Raw genomic sequence first — 16,648 nt, 5'->3', positions numbered from 1 at the left:
AACGCAGACGCCGTTCAGTACACGAAAGGAGGAAATATGAAGCTTTTTCAGAAGAACAAGACGCCGAAGGCTGTTCCCGAGCTCATAGGCGCACAGCGCAGCAGCGGCGGGAGCTTTTCCCTGCCGGGGACTGTTCAGCCCTGTGAAAAGGAGCTCTATGACAGGCTCCGCTGTGCAGTTCCCATTATTGACGCCGCTATCATGAAGATGATAAGGCTCACGGGAGGCTTCCGCGTTATATGCAGCGACGAAAGCCTTCAGCAGGAGCTGGACAGCTTTCTGGAAAACGTTCCCGTAGGACTTACGGGGCGTTCGGTGGGCTGCTTTGCGGACAACTTCCTTGACAGCCTTCTCACCTACGGCAGCGCTGTGGGCGAGATAGTCACCGACAGCGGTCAGCAGAGGATAGCGGGACTGTGGAACGGGGATATTTCCAAAGTCAGCATAGCTGCGGGAGGAGACCCGTTCAGCAGGAGCTACACCGTAAGGGCTCCCGACGGCAGCAGCCGCAGGCTCTCACATCCCGAACGCATAGTCTACGCCGAGCTCACAGGCGGCAATTCGCTGCTCAGGGGGCTCCCGTCACTCAGCGGCATCCTTATGAGGATATATCAGTGTATCGGTCAGAACTACGACCGCGCAGGCAATATCCGCTATGCAGTGACCTACAGACCCTCGGGTGAGGCGGCAGACATGATGAACACGGGAGAGAGGGCAAAGCAGATAGCCCGCGAGTGGGCAGACGGCATGAACTCGGCAAAATACGGTCAGGTAAAGGACTTTGTGGCGGTGGGCGACGTTGATATAAAGGTCATCGGAGCCGAAAACCAGCTCTTTGATACCAATGTGCCCGTAAGGCAGATACTTGAGCAGCTCATCGCAAAGCTTTCCATACCGCCGTTCCTGCTGGGGCTCTCCTGGAGCTCTACGGAGCGTATGTCGTCACAGCAGGCGGATATACTCACCTCGGAGCTTGAATACTACCGCAGGCTCCTGACGCCCGTGATATGCGACGTGGGAAACGCCTTCCTTGCTTCCATAGGAGCGGAGGCCTCATGCTCGGTAGAATGGGACAACATCAATCTTCAGGACGAAACAGCGCTTGCAGAGGCAAGGCTGAAAAACGCACAGGCGAGGGAAATAGAGCTTCGCCTTGAAAAGAATGAATAATACGGAGGTAAAAATATGTATAACGATATCAGACTTGAAAAGGGCCTTTACAATCTCAGCGGCAAGTCATTCACAGCCGCTCTCGAGGAGCTGGACCCCTCCTCGGCATACGCAGGAACTCCTCTCGAAAAGCTGGACGCCTTTGAGAGACAGCTCAAGCGCTTCAACATCAGGATAAGCGGTCCCGACTGCGACTGCGTTGAGAAGTTCTTCTCCACAACGGAGACAGCGGTGCTCTTCCCCGAATTCGTAACACGCTGTATCAGAAAGGGCTTCGACGAGACCGTGCTGAAGTCGGTATGCGCCGCAAAGACGGTATGTTCAAGCAGCCAGTATCTGGGCTGCGTGCTTGACGATTCCGAGGCCTACGCCGCCACCGATCAGGCGGAGACTCTTCCCGAGGCTACCGTGAGAGAGGGAACAACAGCTACCGTTCTGGAGAAGTTCGGCAGACTCATCAGCGCTTCATATGAGGCTGTACGCCAGCAGAGACTTGACGTTTTCGGCGTGATGCTCAGAAGCGTAGGCGTAAGACTTGCGGTATCCGTGGTGAAGAAGGCAGTTGCCGTACTTTCAAACGGTCTTACTCCCATTACCACAACAGCTCTTACCTATAACGATCTTGCGGCGCTCTACGGAGAGTTCGACTGCTTCGACATGAATACGGTGATAGCTTCTCCCGCCCTTGCCTCAAAGATAGCTGCAATGGAGCAGCTGAAGGACTGCAAGGCGGCTCCCGACGGCAGACTTATCCTGCCCTTCGGTGCTGAGCTGGTCAAGACCTCCGCTGCCGACGAGGATACCATCATAGGTATCGACCGTGATTTCGCGCTGGAATTCATCACCAGCACCGACCTTGTAATGGAGACGGACAAGCTCATCGACCGTCAGCTGGATCAGATGACTGTATCTATCACCTGCGGCTTCAGAAGGATAACTCCCGACGCAGTCAAGGTGCTTACGGTAACAGAGAACGAGTGATACGGTAAGCAGTGGACAGCGGGCGGCGGAACGCCGCCCCTGCACGGTAAATATGCAGGGGGCGATGAAGTCATCGCCCCTGCAAAAAATTTCCCGAAAGGAGAAATATATGGATAAGACTATTCTCGACAAGATAAACAGATTCACCCGCAGAAAGCTCAGCGAGGACGAGGTCTACGTCTTTTCGGTGATACTCTGCGACAACGATATCGACCGCGACTGCGAGCGCTTTTCCGACGGTGCTCTGGAGGCTCTCAGACAGCGCTTTATCGGCAAGACAGGCATATTCGACCACGATCCCTCCACCGTCAATCAGAACGCCCGTATTTTCCATACCGAGCTCATCACCGATGAGGAGAGAAAGAACGCCTGCGGAGAGCCCTACAAGTACCTGAAGGCTATGGCCTATATGGTGCGCACCGACGAGAACAAAAACCTCATCGCCGAAATAGACGGCGGCATAAAAAAGGAGGTCAGCATTTCCTGCTCGGCGGCAAAGCGTATATGCTCGGTCTGCGGCAATGACAAGAATGTTACTTCCTGCGCCCATGTCAAGGGCAGAAGCTACGGTGGAAGGCTCTGCCATACCGTCCTTGACGATATCACAGACGCCTATGAGTGGAGCTTCGTGGCTGTGCCTGCACAGGTAAACGCGGGAGTAACCAAGAAGTACAGCGAGGAGGACACGGTGAAGGCTGCGGTCTCCTGCATCTCCGAGGCAGATGACGAGCTACGCCGCGATATACGCAGACTGGCCTATTTCGCAGGGGGCAGGGCTGCCGCGGACATAGCCTCACTTTCGGCGGCAGGCCTTACCACCAAGCAGCTCATAGCTCTACGCAGATCCTTTGAGGAGCAGTGCGGACGGGGCAGGGCAGAGGTGCAGCTGGCTCCCGACGCGGAGGAGACCGACCCCACAGAGGGATTTTCCATGAGATAGGAGGGAGATTATGGATATAAGTGATATCACCGAGATATTTGAGCTTTTCACAGGCGAGGAAAACGGCATTGAATACTTCAGGATAATAAATCTCGCAATGTACGAGACGGGCATGATGCTCCGTCCCGACGCGGGCAGGACCGATACAAGGCTCAATTACCTTGCCGCAGCCATAGCATATTACAGGTTCCAGCAGATACTTGCCGCAAGAGAGCGCGCAGCCGTTACCTATGCGGGAAAGGTGCTGAAGGAATCGCAGAATACCGCCTATGAGTATTCAAAGCTGCTGATGAAGGACTATATGCAGATATGCAGCGACCTCATCAAGCCGCAGGGCTTTATATTCAGCAGCTTCTCCGGCGGAGAGGAGGCATTGTCATGATGAGAGAGCTTATAAACGATATCATCGTAAAGCTGCGCAGACAGGGCGTTGAGGATATTTACAGCGCCTTTGACGCAAAGGCCGTTGACCATAAGGGCGGCGGCTTCTTCACGGTGGTGGGCTTCAATTCCTTTGAAGCCTCGTCGCCTATCTATTCGCCGTATACGGTGTATATGCCCTTCAAGGCCGAGGCGGATATAAAGGTGACTGCACCAAAAAGCAGCTCCATGACGGAGCTCTACGACTATTACGACAGCAGGATATCAAAGACCGTTGAAGGTATGTCGGGACTGACCTGCCGCCTTTCGGGCATGAGCGTCAAGTTCGACAGCAATATACAGCGCCTTGTGCTGGACGTAAGGCTTGCGGTCAGCGGTATCTCAAGGACAGAGAGGAGCCCGTCATGAGCAGTACAGCGGCTTTTTCGGAGCGCAGGGCCGAGCCTGTTGCTATCGGCGGTATAACCCTTTACTGCGAGAGCTTCAGGATATCCGCGGCAAGGGTAATGAACGAGGAGTCGGCTGCTGACGGCAGCACCGCCGTGACGAACTCGGCCTACAGGAGCAGCAGGCTCACCTTCAGGGGAAGGGTATGCACTCAGGGCGCTCCCGGGGATTTCATTCTCGGCCTCAACGGGCTGGTACACTCGGCGGCGGCCTTTACCATAGAGTATACGGGGCTGGTTTTCAGCGGCTGCCGTATGCTGGCCTACACCCTTGAGGACAAGGGCGGCGAATGGGCGGATATATCCGTTACCGTTGCAACTGCGGAGACCATAACGAGGGGGAATGTAGCATGACGGCGGTGCTTACGGTAAAGACCGCAGACGGTACTTCCCTTGCGGAGAACACAGTTCTCAGCTTTATGTTCGATAAGGACAGATATACTCCTTATACCACACTGAGGGCAAGAGTAAAAGCGGAGCACAGCTCCTTTGAGGAGGCTGCGGAGGTACTGCTCACAGTGGGCGGTCATACCGTTCATCACGGTCTCATCGACAATATCCGCTGGGAGAGCAGGAAAGGCGAGCGCTTCATGAGCGTAAGTTCAAGGGGCTTCACCTCTCTGCTGACCCAGAACCAGATAGAGCCGGGACTGAAAATGAACATATCCTTCAATATGCTCATGGATAACTTCTACACCCTGCCCTATGTGACCCATGAGTACAATGCCGACGACAGCAGCTATATCTATGTCCGTCCAAATACCTCCATGTGGGACGCGGCGGCAAATCTGTCATACAAGCTGCTGGGCACATATCCCTACATAAGGGGCACCAACACGGTGAGGATAAGTTCGGAGGCATCTCCCGCAAGCTTCGACCTGCGCGGCGCGAAGCTGCTTTCCCTGGGGACGGAGCTTACGGACAGCCGTCTTGCCAGCGGCTATCATATGGCCAATATGGGCGGCACCTACGGGGACTTCGACCTCACCGACAGCGATGTGGAGCGGCTGAAGATCGTAAGGCACAAATACTTCGATCTGGATATGCGCTTCCTCTATTCGCCCCAGCAGGCTCTTGTGTACCGCGACAAGTACGACTTCCGCGGACAGAAGAGGGTATTCTGCTCCTACGGGGGCTACGGCGGCGAGGATATATCAGACCTTGTCAGCTTCGGCGCCGTCAGCGGCGGACGTATCGGCTCTGTCAGCATAAGCGGCAGCAGCGCAGGCATAGTCACCGAAATCGGCGTATACACGGACAAGTTCCCCTCATGAAAAATATCCCGCAGCGGTTTTCATGCTGCGGGATATTTCTGTGTATAGGACGTCAGGTCATGAGGGACCTGAAGAAGCTGCATTCGTCGTCGTTGGCCTCCTGAGCCTGTGGGAGACGTACATTGCAGTGGAAAACATGACCAAGGGGCTCCTCATCGGTGCCGTAGAGCTTGTACTCGTATCTGACTCCTGCTCTGTCAAGGCTCTCCATGAGGTACTGAGGCTCCTTTACAAGGAAGTCGCCCTTTGCGGTCATTATGAAGCAGGGCGGGAAGCTGCCGCCGACTATGTTCACCATGTTGAGCTTGTCAAGTATGGCGGGATAGTCCTGCTTTCTGATGAAATCCTTCAGTGATCTTACCGTGGCGGTATCCTCTATCCTGTAGATGCCGCAGTTCAGCGCAAGACCCTTTATTTTCAGTCCTTCGGGGACTTTGAAGCTGTAGTTCTTCGCATATTCCTCATCGGTGACTATACAGGCGTAGAGGCCTATGCCCAGGGCTCCTGCGGAGTCTCCCACGCCGAAGATATTATCGGTGTCGAAGCCGTATTTTTCAGCGTTTTCCAGCAGCCAGCAGAACACCTCGTTGGTGTCCTCAAAGGGGGCGGGATAGCGGTATTCGGGGGCGAGCCTGTAGGAGTAGTTCACTACTGCGAAGCCCCGCTTTGCAAGCTCCATGCAGTAGAACTGGTATACGTTCTTGTCGCCGTATACCCAGCCGCCGCCGTGGAAGCTGACTATAACGGGGAGCTTGCCCTTTTCCGACTTAGGACGGTATACGTCCAGGATATCCCATTTTTCCTTGCAGCCGCTGCTGCCGTATCTTATATCGTCAAAGCGTTCCACCTCGGGGGGAGTTGTGAGTCCTGCGTCCCTTTCGGTGTCGCTTTGTGTACACATTTTTCTGAATATGTTGCTTTTTACAGACATGGTGCCTCCTTAAAGTGACTTTATCCTCTCGGCGGAATCGCTAATCTCAGCCCATGAATAATCTATCATGTATTCGCCGTGATAGGAGTTCATGGCGGCGGAATCTCCTGCGAACAGGTCGTAGAGGTCGCAGTCGACCGCCTCCTTGTTCACCTGTATCTGGCGGTTCTGCTTGATTATTACGTTGTGGAAGCCTGCGGCCTCGATATCCTTTATCAGGTCGGAGACGTACTGCGACACCTTCTTTGAGGTGGGACGGTCGAAGTCCTCCACCTCCAGCACGTCGGAGGCTATCTCCTTGCTGGTGACGGGATAGCCGCACTGGTCTATGAGGTAGGCGAATATCTCCTTGGAAATGGTGCGTGAGAACTTCAGCGGGGTATCGTCGCTGCCGAAAACGCGGAAGTTTCCGAAGGTGCGTATCTTCAGCTTGTCGCTGTGCTTCTTTTCCTGCTCGGGGTGATATCTGAAGTTATCGAATTCGTTGCGGATATCCTCCTCGGTATAGGGCTTCATTATGTAGCCGCTGGGACGCATCTGTATGGCGGCAAAGGCATATTCCGAATAGCTGGTCACGAATACTATATTGCAGTGGGGGGAGTGCTTTTTCAGCTCGATGGCCACCTGTATGCCCGACATCTTGCCTATGCGGATATCAAGAAAGGCTGCGTCGAAGCTGTCCTTCTCCTCGTATTCGAGGAACTGTGAAGCACGGCGGAAGGCTACTATCTCGGCTTCCGGATTTACCTTGTGCAAGGTCTCGACCAGCATCTGGAGTGCGTATCTTTCATCGTCAATCGCCAGTATTTTCATCGTGATTCTCCTTCGGGATAAGTATGATACATTCTGTTCCCTTGTCGGGAACGCTGTTTATTATGAGTTCGCCGCCGCACTCGTCCATAAGGCGCTTGCGGACGTTTGCGATGCCCACATGGCTGTCATCCAGCTCTTCGAGGGCTTCGGTGTCGAAGCCTGCGCCGTCGTCGGTTATGGTTATCCTATGGTACATATCCGTCTCCTCGGTGGTGACCCTGACGGTTCCGCAGCCGCTCTCGGAGCCGTTGATGCCGTGCTTTACGGCGTTTTCCACCATTGGCTGGAGGGTGAGTACGGGGAGGGTGAACATATCGTCCTTTATGTCGAATTCAACGTTGAGGTCCTCGTCAAAGCGGAGCTTTTCAAGGGAGAGGTATACCTTTGTGTGCTGGAGCTCGTCCTTGATGGACACAAGTCCCTTCTGGCTGAGAGAGTCAACGTTCTTCCTCAGATACTTTGAGAAGTCTATGAGGGCGTTCTTTGCCTTCTGGGTGTCCTTGTCGCAGAGGTATATTATAGAGGTGAGGGAATTGTACATGAAATGTGGCTGTATCTGTGAGAGAGCTACCACGCGGCGGCTCCTCTCCAGCTCAAGCTCGCTGGTACGGAGCTTGATCTTGGTCTCGCTGTGGTAAATGGCTACCAGATAGAAGTAGTAGATGATAACGTCGAGGGCTACTATCTCGTCCATAAGATCCACCACGATATAGGCGGCTTCAAGGTAACATTCAAGTATGGTCAGGAAAACGATGAATACAACCGCGATACCCTTGCTCATCTTCTTTTCCTTCAGGAATACTATGGAGTATCTCAGAAGGAGAAGCAGGTAGATCATGCCGACAAAATAGGGCATGAGGAAAAGGGGACCGTCACTGAAATCGAGGTGCCTGTTGTAGCTGAATATTATCTTGGGGCCGAAGAGGTTTAGGATCTCGCATATTATGAGCACCAGCTCGGGTATGAAAAGTATGTACTTCTTCTTTACGGGGGTTATGAGGAGCAGCTCCACATAGGCTATCATGGGGAAAAGTATATGCTCTATGCAGGAGCGGAAATAGACGAAGCCCGTGGCCGCGTCGCCTCTGTAGTCCATGTCGGGGTCGTAGACGGAATTGAAGAACCATTCCTTCAGCTCGGTATTGACTACGATTATGGACAGCATAACAACGATTATGGCGATATGCTCTGTACCGTAGGGACGCTCCTTGCGGTTCTCTATGAGCATTATGACGATGCCGAGTATCATGGCTGCCGAAACGAAATTGTAGGATATAAGGTGAGACATCAGCTCCATACAGCCGCCCCCCTGTCATTAAAATAAATATATAATAGCATTATATCACATTATGCACTGTTTGTAAAGAAAAGAATTGCTGTTTTTTGTGAGTTTTTTTCGGGGAAAGGGGAAATGAGGACTTTGCGGGCCGCGATTTTTCCGCTTTTGTGGAGTTTTTACATGATTTTTTGCAAAAAAGCCGGAAAAACAGCGTTTTTGTTGAACCGTGTGGAACAGGCTGTGATATAATACTTTTGGGATATGATATGTATATATCGTGATTGTAGATAAGCGGAGGCGTTTGTGCCGCAGCACGGCAGGGGGGTTACAGTCGTGGTGCGTTATGTTGATATCGCCGCTGTCGGCCTGACGCTTCCCTTGCTACGTTTCCTCTCAGTGTTTTTTAGCTCCGCCCCTCTCATTCAGGCGGAGCATTGAAAGCGATAATTTCTTTCAAGGGGTTGTATTTATCTTCATTGTTCATAAGTTGTGTATGCGCAGTCATAGTGACTGCGCACTTTTTTTGTCTCCGCAGGGTTTAACGGAATGTTCATTTTTGGCTTCTGCAATATAGTATTCTCATTATATCCGATAATGTCATAACGCTGTAAATCCATTGACACCGTATTTCTTAAATGCTAAAATGAACTCGGAAAGAAAACATGACCGTTGATTTTTCAAAATAAACACAGAAAGGAAGATCACAGATGAAAGCAATGAAAAAGACTATGGCAGGTCTTTGTGCGCTGTTCATAAGTCTGGGCTGCTGCTCCGTTTCAGGCACTGCGGAGAGAGCGGGAAAGGCTTATGCGGCCTCAGAGGACATCTCGCAGACCATGGAATGGGGCACCCTCAAAATAGGCGGAGGCGGCTTCGTTTCGGGAATCGTTACAGGCAAGAAGGATATGTACGCAAGAACGGACGTAGGCGGCGCGTACAAGTACAACTATGACACAGAGAGCTGGGAGCAGCTCTTCGGCTTCATCAATGAGGCGGACCGCGGTCTCCTCAGCGTTGACGCTATGGCCATTGACCCCACAGACGACAATACGGTCTATTTCCTCTGCGGCTGCGCTTACTTCTCCTCGGAGAAAACGGTCATCTTCAAGACCACCGACGGCGGCAGGACCTTCAAGGAAATAAACGTTACCAACCTCATAAAGGTAATGGGCAACGGCGACGGCCGTCAGTGCGGCGAGTCCATAGCCGTAGACCCCGATAACCCCAAGATAATCTACGCAGGCGGCGACGTTACTGCGGACAAGAACTCAAAGTCCGCCCTCATCAAGTCCACCGACGGCGGCGAGACATGGGAGCCCGTTATCGGCTACGATCAGCTGGGACTCTTCGACAAGACCACAAAGTGGCCCAAATGGACAGAAAATATCGCCCGCTGTACCCTTGAAGGAGAATACAACCTCCAGAACGGCGTGGCTGCTATCGCTATAACAGGCGGCAAGGTGTATGTTGCCACTTCAAAGACAGGTGTCGCAAATATCCACGTTGCCGACGTGAAGGACGATGAGTTCTCGGTGCTCTCAAAGGAGCTGCCCACAAATCTGTTTCCGTCCAGGATCAATCTCGACGCCAACGGTGACCTGCTCATAACATATATGCTGGGTCTTGCCTTCGGCGGCGGACAGGGCGGCGGCTTCCGCTATTCGCCAAGGACAGGAAAGACCACACATCTTTTCAGCAGGCTCCCCGGCGAGCAGGATCCCACACAGATAGTCGAGGCTCTTGATGTGGGTCTGGGCTCTATCTGGGCAGACCCCACAAATCCCGATCACCTTATCGCAGGAAGCTGCGGAAGCTGGAAGGATCAGGAGTGGGAGCCCTGGACAGAGGAGCACGGCCCTGCATGGGGCGACCAGTACTTCCGCTCATTTGACGGCGGACAGACCTGGCAGAACTTCACTCCCGGAAAGACCAAGGGCTGGGAACAGCCTCTCATATCAAATTATCTCCGGGACGGCGGCTATTCGTGGATAAGGGACAAGGCCATCCACTGGTCGGGCACTGTAGTGACAGACCCCAGAGACCACAACAGGATGTTCATAACCTCGGGCAACGGCGTTTTCATCGCAGAGAATATCTGGAGCACCGACGAGGATAACCTCCCCACCTTTACCTTCAACCCCGACGGTATAGAGGAGGTAGTTTCCCTTGACTTCGTCAGCACGGAGGACGGCCTCGACCTGTCGGCTATCGGCGACTACGACGGCTTCGTACACACTAAGGTGGACGAGATAGGCCTTCAGTATCAGCCAAATATGGGCTCGACCTCGGCTATTGCCGTATGCCCTCAGAACACGGACGTATGGGCAAGAACCGCCAATGGTGACGGAAATAATACAGGCAGCGGATACTATACCACCGACCGCGGCAAGACATGGAATGTGTTCGAGCCTGCCTGCACAGGCGGAAAGCTCTCCATAACGGAGCTGGCAAAGGGTAAGTACAGGATAATAAATACCAGCGCAACAGGTGCGGTCTCCTACACTGACGACTTCGGCAAGACCTGGAACAAGAGCACAGGCATAAATGCCACCAAGGGAGTATATACTCTTGTTGATCCCAAGGATCCCAAGATCGTTTACGCAAATGTACTGAAATATAACGAGTACTGGTCTTCAAATCCAAATCTCAAAGAGCCTCCTCTTGAGGACGCTCACTACGCATTTGCTGTCAGCACCGACTACGGCGCTACATTTACCGAGACCACCCTTTGCAGGTACGATATGTGCGATAACACAGGCGATCCTGCTTACCTCGGAAACGGAAAGGTAGCTATTGCGGCAGGCTGGTACGGTATGTACGTCATATCCGACGGCGGCAGGAACGTCAGCAAGCTTGACAGCGTATCCTATGCGAAGTGCGTTGGCTACGGAGCTCCCGAAAAAGCAGGCGGCGTGAATACCCTGTTCATATACGGCAAGCCTCAGGAGGACGACAAGGAGGGCATCTACCGCTCCACAGACGGCGGCGCTACATGGGTATGTATCAACACAGACCATCTCTACGGCGGCACAGGCAACGGCAACTATCTTGTGGGCGATATGGACGAGTTCGGCAAGGTGTATATGTCAACTGTAGGCTGCGGTATCGTCTACGGACAGATAGCAAGCGGAGAGAAGCCGCCTGTGACAAAGACCACAACGACTACAGCAAAGCCTGTGGTAACCACTACAACTACTACCTCGGCTCCTGCTGTTACCGGCAAGAACTACAAGGCAGGGGATTCCAACTGCGACGGCAAGATCGAGCTGGCAGACGCTATCCTCATCATGCAGGCTCTGGCCAACCCCAACAAGTACGGCCTCAACGGCACCGATAAGGGGCATCTGACCGCTCAGGGCAGAGAGAACGCAGACTGCTCCGGCAGCTTTGACGGTATGACCTCAAGCGACGCTCTGGCTATACAGAACTTCCTGCTTCACAAGATAGGGGAGCTCCCCGAGAAATAAAGATCATCAGCCCGCAGGTATTTCGGTGAAATGCCTGCGGGTTTTCTGCTTTGGCGGCAATTTTTGGCAAAAAATGAAAAAATCGCAAAAAATAAGCGGTTATATATGGAAAAAACTGTATATTTGTCAATTGACGGAAGTATTTTTGTTTGTTATAATATATTTGTAATTTGATTTTGTTCAAATATCCAAGGAGGTATGAGAAATGAAGAAGAATCTGAAAGCTATCGCAGTCCTTCCCATCGCTGCTGTTCTGCTGGTTGGCTGCGGCGAAGCAACTATCAATCCCAACGACTACCTGAAGGTAGAGTTCAATGGCATGGACACTATCGCCACTGCCGATTATGAGATCGATTACGAGAAGATGGTAACCGATAACCTCAAGGCATTCGGCATCAAGAGCAAGAAGGACGATCACGCTATCGAGAGAGCTGTTAAGAAGCTCCAGAAGTATCTCGGCGGCGAGCTCGACAAGACAAGCTCACTTTCAAACGGTGACGAGATCGTTTTCGAGTGGGACGACGATGATGTTGAGAAGCTTGAGAACAAGTACAAGATCAAGCTCAAGCTCAGCGACAAGACCATCACTGTAAAGGACCTTGAAGAAGCTAAGAAGTTCGATCCCTTTGAGTACCTTGATATCACATACAGCGGCGTAGGTCCCGACGGCCAGCTCAGCTTGGACTACGACAAGCTCCCTGTTGACTATATCTCATTCTATGCTGATAAGAGCTACGGCCTCAGCAACGGCGACAAGGTAACAGTTACATTCGGCTACGACGAGGACGACACCAAGGACGAGTGCTTCCGTCAGGGTTATGTTCCCGAGAAATTCGAGAAGGAGTTCACCGTTGAGGGTCTCCAGCAGTACGTTACAAAGATCTCCGAGATCGAGAAGAAGTCCTACGACAAGATGGACAAGTACGCTCAGGATCGCTTCATGGAAGATGTTGAGGACAACTGGGAGAAGAAGAAGCTTGAGGATATCGAGCTCCTCGGTGTAAACCTCTATATCCCCAAGGAAGAGAACTACAGCATGAAGAATGCTCTCTGCTATGTATACAAGGTAACAACAACTCTTACCAAGGAAGCAGGCGGAGAAGAGGAGGAGCCCACTACAGAGGCTGCTACCGAGAAGGCTACAGAGGCTGCTACTACAACTGCTGAGGGCGCAACTACCACAAAGGCAGGCGAGACAGCTACTGAAGCAACTACCGAGAAGGCTACAGAGAAGCCTACCGAGGCAGCAAAGAAGGGCGAGAAGGTATACTACTACTTCGCTTGGTATCAGAACGTTCTCTCACCCGGTAACGATGACAGCGATTATGACGCTTCAAGCTACAACGAGCCCAGCTACTCCAACTTCTTCGGCGTTTCAGGCGACGCATTCGCTATCGACGACGTTCTCTATGTAGGATATGAGAACCTTGACGATCTCTACAAGGCTGTTGAGGACAAGTTCTACTATGAGTGCAAGAAGGAGACTAATATCAAGAAGAACTAAGAGCTTCTGCTATAATATCCGTAAGATAAAGCCCCGAGGCATTATGCCCCGGGGCTTTGTGTTTATCCGGCTGCTGTTTGTAATTGCAGGGACGGCATCCTCGATGTTCCATCAGGGGACGCCCTCACTTGCAGGGCGTCCCTCTCCCGAAAACAATTCACTGGATTGTTTTCGGGATTCACACTTGCGGAGCGCCTGATGTATTCAGGGCGCTGCCCCGAACCCCGCAAGGGCTGTCAGCCCTTGACCTGACCAAAGGGTTGTAAACCCTTTGGAATCCCTTTCATGGAGCCAGCAAAGTTAAAGTGTAAAGTTTTGCTTTGTATCAGCTACCGAAGTATGACAAGGCGTTCCAGCTCTGTCTTTGCGCTGCGCCAGTCGGGAGACATACGGTCAAGGAGAGCGTAGAAATCTGCCGAGTGGTTCGGATATATGAAATGACAGAGCTCATGGGCTACCACATGGGCGATACAGCGGGGCGGAGCTTCAATGAGCCGCCTGTTCAGCACTATCATGCCCTTTCCGTAATGACAGCTTCCCCACCTTGCTTTCATGGTCCTGATCTTTAGTGCGGGCAGATGTATCCCCAGAGGTTGGAAGTCCTGCCATACCTCCTGAGTTATCGCCGTCAGCTCCTCGCTGCACCGCTTCGCCAGCCATTGGCTGTAAAGCCTTTCTATGCGTTCCGTGTCGGCTGCGTCCTTTAACATGATATATATGCGTTCATCATCTGACGTGACCTGCTGTCGGTCTGATTGTATCACCTTCAGCTCCATATCCCGCCCCAGCAGCTTCACCGCAGCGCCGTCGGTGTAAACAGGGCGGGGGACTGCTTCTGCGCGGCTCCTGTAGTACTCCTGCGCCTGTAATATATAGCGGCTTTTCTCGGCAATGAAGCACTCTATCTCCCTTACGGGAACATACCGCGGCGCAGATACATACACAGTGCAGTCCCTGCGGACATGAAGGTTTATGTTTTTGACCTTCTTGCGTTCGAGGATATACTCTATGGCTCCGCTGGAGGTCTCTGCCCTGCGGAGCTTTCCTGTCTCTGCCATTGTATCAGTAAAGGGCGGAATTGGGCGGACAGCGTCTTATGCCAAGCTGTCCCGAACGCACCAGCCAGCTGATATTGCCCGCTATTACCTGCTTGGGTACTCCGAAGGCTGCGGACAGCGCCGATATGGCCGCCCTTGTGTTATATGTGCCGTTTCTCAGCACTGTTGCCGCTATACTGCCTCTTATGGCTGCGTTTATTACGGTTCTGTTCATGATATCAACCCTTTCTGCGGTATACCGCTCTCTTGTTTCTGTTGAGTCCTGCGAATTCCAGCTCGCTGCTGTACTCCGATTCCACCAGCTGGAAGAACTTCTTGCCGAACTGGCCTGCCTCTCCGTTGGGAAGGTCCCACCTGTCGCCCAGTATCTCGGGGACGGTGAAGCTCTCTCCTGCATTGTACTTTTTCAGCGCTTCCTTTATGGCGTCAAGGGGCGTGAGCTTTACCGCATCGGGAAAGAGCTCCATGCGGATATAGTCCTGCAATGAGAGTCGTTTTTCCTCGGCGCGTCCGCAAAGGAGCTCATAGCTCTCGTCGGACAGGGAGAATTTTACTATCTTTGACATGGTATTCACCTCGGCATGGTATATAAGTACGCATGGTACAAACCCTGCGTTTTCTATATTATAACACAGCAATTATCATTTGTCAATACCCAAAATCAGATAAGTCAGGACAGGCAACAGGCTGATACGAAAAAACGGATCAGATAACTGATCCGGTTTCGTTTATATTATTTGCTCTTGCCATGCCTGATTGTATCAAGCTGCTTTTTTATTTTTTTCCTTACGTGTTCCGATGAATTCTCTTTACCGTGAGCGGGAAGGAAAAGACGGCACCCTGTATTGACAAGTCTGATCCATGATCCTGCAACTTCGTCAGGATGTTCAGCGAATGGAGGAAAGATCTCTCCGTTTACGGAGCGTACCATGCAATCACCTACCAGCGCTATCTCGTTATCCACAATAATACTGACAGAACCGTCAGTATGTCCCGGAGTAGATATTATCCGTGCATTTATACCGTATTTTTCCAGGGTCACACCATCGCTTACAGGTACAGCTCCGGGACATGGAGGGAATTTCTGAAACGGCAGGATAATTCTTCTTGAATTGATAAACCCGACAGCCCGCCTGAACGGCTGAGCCATACCGTCGGGAAGATATGTGTACCCTTTTCGCAGGCCCTCATAGTCTTTTTCATGTATCAGGACATCGCATTTGTATTTCCTTCTGAAAAATTCCGCATTCCCTGCATGGTCGAAATGATTATGCGTAAGCACCACAGCAGAAGGCTTCTTGATACCGTTCTTCTTCATAGCTCTTTCAATAATGGATCTTTCCGCTCTGATACTTGTGTCGACTAAAACTGCGTTGTTACCTTTAACAATAAAATAACAGCTGCATCTGAAGTTGTTGAGCCTTATTACTTTAGTTCCTGATACGGTTGTCCATGTGTGCATCGTTATATCCTCCTTTTGCATGAGCTGAAGTGCTGTTGAGCCATAGATCACCGCCGATAAATAAAAGCGCATACTCCTCTTTGGAAAGAGGCAGGACAATACTATTCGCTGACCTTTCCTGCTTTCAGTCTGGCCAGATAATCCTTTGTCTCGGCGGAGACAACTCCCGAGAGCATTATTATGGCGATGACGTTGGGTATGGCCATGAGACCGTTGAATATATCGGCTATGTTCCACACCGCTTCTACTGCAAGATACGGTCCTATGAATACAGCTGCTATATATATCCACCTGTATATTGCTGTGACCTTCCTGCTCGCTCCTGTCAGATAGGACAGACAGCGCTCGGAATAGTAGTTCCAGCCAAGGATCGTAGTGAAGGCAAATACCGCAAGACAGGACATAAGTATGAATGAGGAGATCTTTTCACTGAAGGGGAGTCCGTAATCAAAGGCGTCCATGGTTATCATAACGCCTTTGAGCCCGGAGGTGTTGTGGCTTCCCGACATGATTATGGCAAGTCCCGTCATGGTGCATACGATTATGGTATCTATGAAGGTGCCTGTCATGGTGACAAGTCCCTGGCGGACGGGCTCCTTTGTCTTTGCGGCGGCTGCGGCGATAGGTGCCGAGCCGAGCCCTGCTTCATTGGAGAATATGCCTCTTGCCACGCCGCTTTTCACAGCCTGCATCATTACCGTGCCGGCGGCGCCGCCTGCTGCGGCTTTGAAGCTGAAGGCGCCTCTGATTATGGAGGCGAATGCCGAGGGTATCTCTGTGATGTGGCAGATTATTATGGCGAGACAGCAGCCTGCATAGGCTATTATCATCACGGGCACAACTACCTCGGAGACCGTGGCGATACGCTTTATGCCGCCGATAACTATGAGGGCGGTAAGCAGGGTTATAAGAGCTCCCGCAATGACCGTTGTCCATGTGTAT

At 52.0% G+C, this 16,648-nt stretch carries 17 protein-coding genes; 9 read left to right on the top strand and 8 right to left on the bottom strand.

What is annotated here, in order from left to right; translation table 11 throughout:
• Positions 1 to 36: 36 nt before the first annotated feature.
• From Q0Y65_RS10165 to Q0Y65_RS10135, 7 genes are all read left to right on the top strand, one after another.
• The gene (locus Q0Y65_RS10165; RefSeq protein ID WP_297959403.1) at positions 37 to 1,170 is read left to right on the top strand and encodes a serine/threonine protein phosphatase; all 1,134 of its coding nucleotides are present in this window, start codon (positions 37 to 39) and stop codon (positions 1,168 to 1,170) included.
• Positions 1,171 to 1,185: 15 nt separating this feature from the next.
• Entirely contained in the window at positions 1,186 to 2,151 is a 966-nt protein-coding gene (locus Q0Y65_RS10160; RefSeq protein WP_297959402.1) for a hypothetical protein, read from the top strand.
• A 109-nt stretch (positions 2,152 to 2,260) separates the two neighbouring features.
• Entirely contained in the window at positions 2,261 to 3,091 is an 831-nt protein-coding gene (locus Q0Y65_RS10155) for a hypothetical protein (protein ID WP_297959401.1), read from the top strand.
• Positions 3,092 to 3,101: 10 nt separating this feature from the next.
• Positions 3,102 to 3,473, top strand: a complete 372-nt coding sequence (locus Q0Y65_RS10150) for a hypothetical protein (protein WP_297959400.1) — start codon at positions 3,102 to 3,104, stop codon at positions 3,471 to 3,473.
• A complete protein-coding gene (locus tag Q0Y65_RS10145) occupies positions 3,470 to 3,880 on the top strand; it encodes a hypothetical protein (protein WP_297959399.1) in 411 nt (136 codons plus the stop codon). Before Q0Y65_RS10150 ends, Q0Y65_RS10145 begins: the two co-directional genes overlap by 4 nt.
• Positions 3,877 to 4,272, top strand: a complete 396-nt coding sequence (locus Q0Y65_RS10140) for a hypothetical protein (RefSeq protein ID WP_297959398.1) — start codon at positions 3,877 to 3,879, stop codon at positions 4,270 to 4,272. Before Q0Y65_RS10145 ends, Q0Y65_RS10140 begins: the two co-directional genes overlap by 4 nt.
• Positions 4,269 to 5,192, top strand: a complete 924-nt coding sequence (locus tag Q0Y65_RS10135) for a hypothetical protein (protein WP_297959397.1) — start codon at positions 4,269 to 4,271, stop codon at positions 5,190 to 5,192. Before Q0Y65_RS10140 ends, Q0Y65_RS10135 begins: the two co-directional genes overlap by 4 nt.
• Before the next feature lie 52 nt (positions 5,193 to 5,244).
• Here Q0Y65_RS10135 and Q0Y65_RS10130 read toward each other — a convergent pair whose 3' ends face one another.
• From Q0Y65_RS10130 to Q0Y65_RS10120, 3 genes are read right to left on the bottom strand one after another with little or no spacing between them, the layout of a single operon-like run.
• Positions 5,245 to 6,123: an alpha/beta hydrolase gene (locus tag Q0Y65_RS10130; protein WP_297959396.1), complete on the bottom strand. Its 879-nt coding sequence runs from the start codon at positions 6,121 to 6,123 to the stop codon at positions 5,245 to 5,247.
• 9 nt (positions 6,124 to 6,132) lie between these two features.
• Positions 6,133 to 6,936, bottom strand: a complete 804-nt coding sequence (locus tag Q0Y65_RS10125; protein ID WP_297959395.1) for a LytTR family DNA-binding domain-containing protein — start codon at positions 6,934 to 6,936, stop codon at positions 6,133 to 6,135.
• Positions 6,917 to 8,233: a sensor histidine kinase gene (locus tag Q0Y65_RS10120; protein WP_297959394.1), complete on the bottom strand. Its 1,317-nt coding sequence runs from the start codon at positions 8,231 to 8,233 to the stop codon at positions 6,917 to 6,919. The genes Q0Y65_RS10125 and Q0Y65_RS10120 overlap by 20 nt, the downstream gene beginning before the upstream one ends.
• 689 nt (positions 8,234 to 8,922) lie before the next feature.
• On the opposite strand from Q0Y65_RS10120, the gene Q0Y65_RS10115 reads away from it, so the two are divergent.
• Positions 8,923 to 11,682 carry a 1,4-beta-glucanase gene (locus Q0Y65_RS10115; protein ID WP_297959393.1) on the top strand — a complete coding sequence of 920 codons (2,760 nt, stop codon included), beginning with the start codon at positions 8,923 to 8,925 and terminating at the stop codon, positions 11,680 to 11,682.
• 205 nt (positions 11,683 to 11,887) lie between these two features.
• Entirely contained in the window at positions 11,888 to 13,186 is a 1,299-nt protein-coding gene (locus tag Q0Y65_RS10110) for a hypothetical protein (RefSeq protein WP_297959392.1), read from the top strand.
• 329 nt (positions 13,187 to 13,515) lie between these two features.
• Here the strand turns inward: Q0Y65_RS10110 and Q0Y65_RS10105 are convergent, their stop codons facing one another.
• From Q0Y65_RS10105 to Q0Y65_RS10085, 5 genes are all read right to left on the bottom strand, one after another.
• On the bottom strand, positions 13,516 to 14,244 hold the full coding sequence (locus tag Q0Y65_RS10105) for a M48 family metallopeptidase (RefSeq protein ID WP_297959391.1): 729 nt from the start codon (positions 14,242 to 14,244) through the stop codon (positions 13,516 to 13,518).
• Between the two features lie 4 nt (positions 14,245 to 14,248).
• On the bottom strand, positions 14,249 to 14,458 hold the full coding sequence (locus Q0Y65_RS10100; RefSeq protein ID WP_297959390.1) for a hypothetical protein: 210 nt from the start codon (positions 14,456 to 14,458) through the stop codon (positions 14,249 to 14,251).
• Positions 14,459 to 14,462: 4 nt separating this feature from the next.
• The gene (locus Q0Y65_RS10095; RefSeq protein ID WP_297959389.1) at positions 14,463 to 14,810 is read right to left on the bottom strand and encodes a DUF1413 domain-containing protein; all 348 of its coding nucleotides are present in this window, start codon (positions 14,808 to 14,810) and stop codon (positions 14,463 to 14,465) included.
• A gap of 167 nt (positions 14,811 to 14,977) precedes the next feature.
• On the bottom strand, positions 14,978 to 15,706 hold the full coding sequence (locus tag Q0Y65_RS10090; RefSeq protein WP_297959388.1) for an MBL fold metallo-hydrolase: 729 nt from the start codon (positions 15,704 to 15,706) through the stop codon (positions 14,978 to 14,980).
• 101 nt (positions 15,707 to 15,807) lie between these two features.
• A partial coding sequence (locus Q0Y65_RS10085) for a sodium:alanine symporter family protein (protein ID WP_297959387.1) occupies positions 15,808 to 16,648 on the bottom strand: 841 nt, incomplete at its 5' end.

This window comes from uncultured Ruminococcus sp. (assembly GCF_947301925.1).
Taxonomy (GTDB): Bacteria; Bacillota; Clostridia; order Oscillospirales; family Ruminococcaceae; genus Ruminococcus.
Note: the sequence above shows the minus strand (reverse complement) of the source record. Positions and strands in the feature narration are given on the sequence as shown.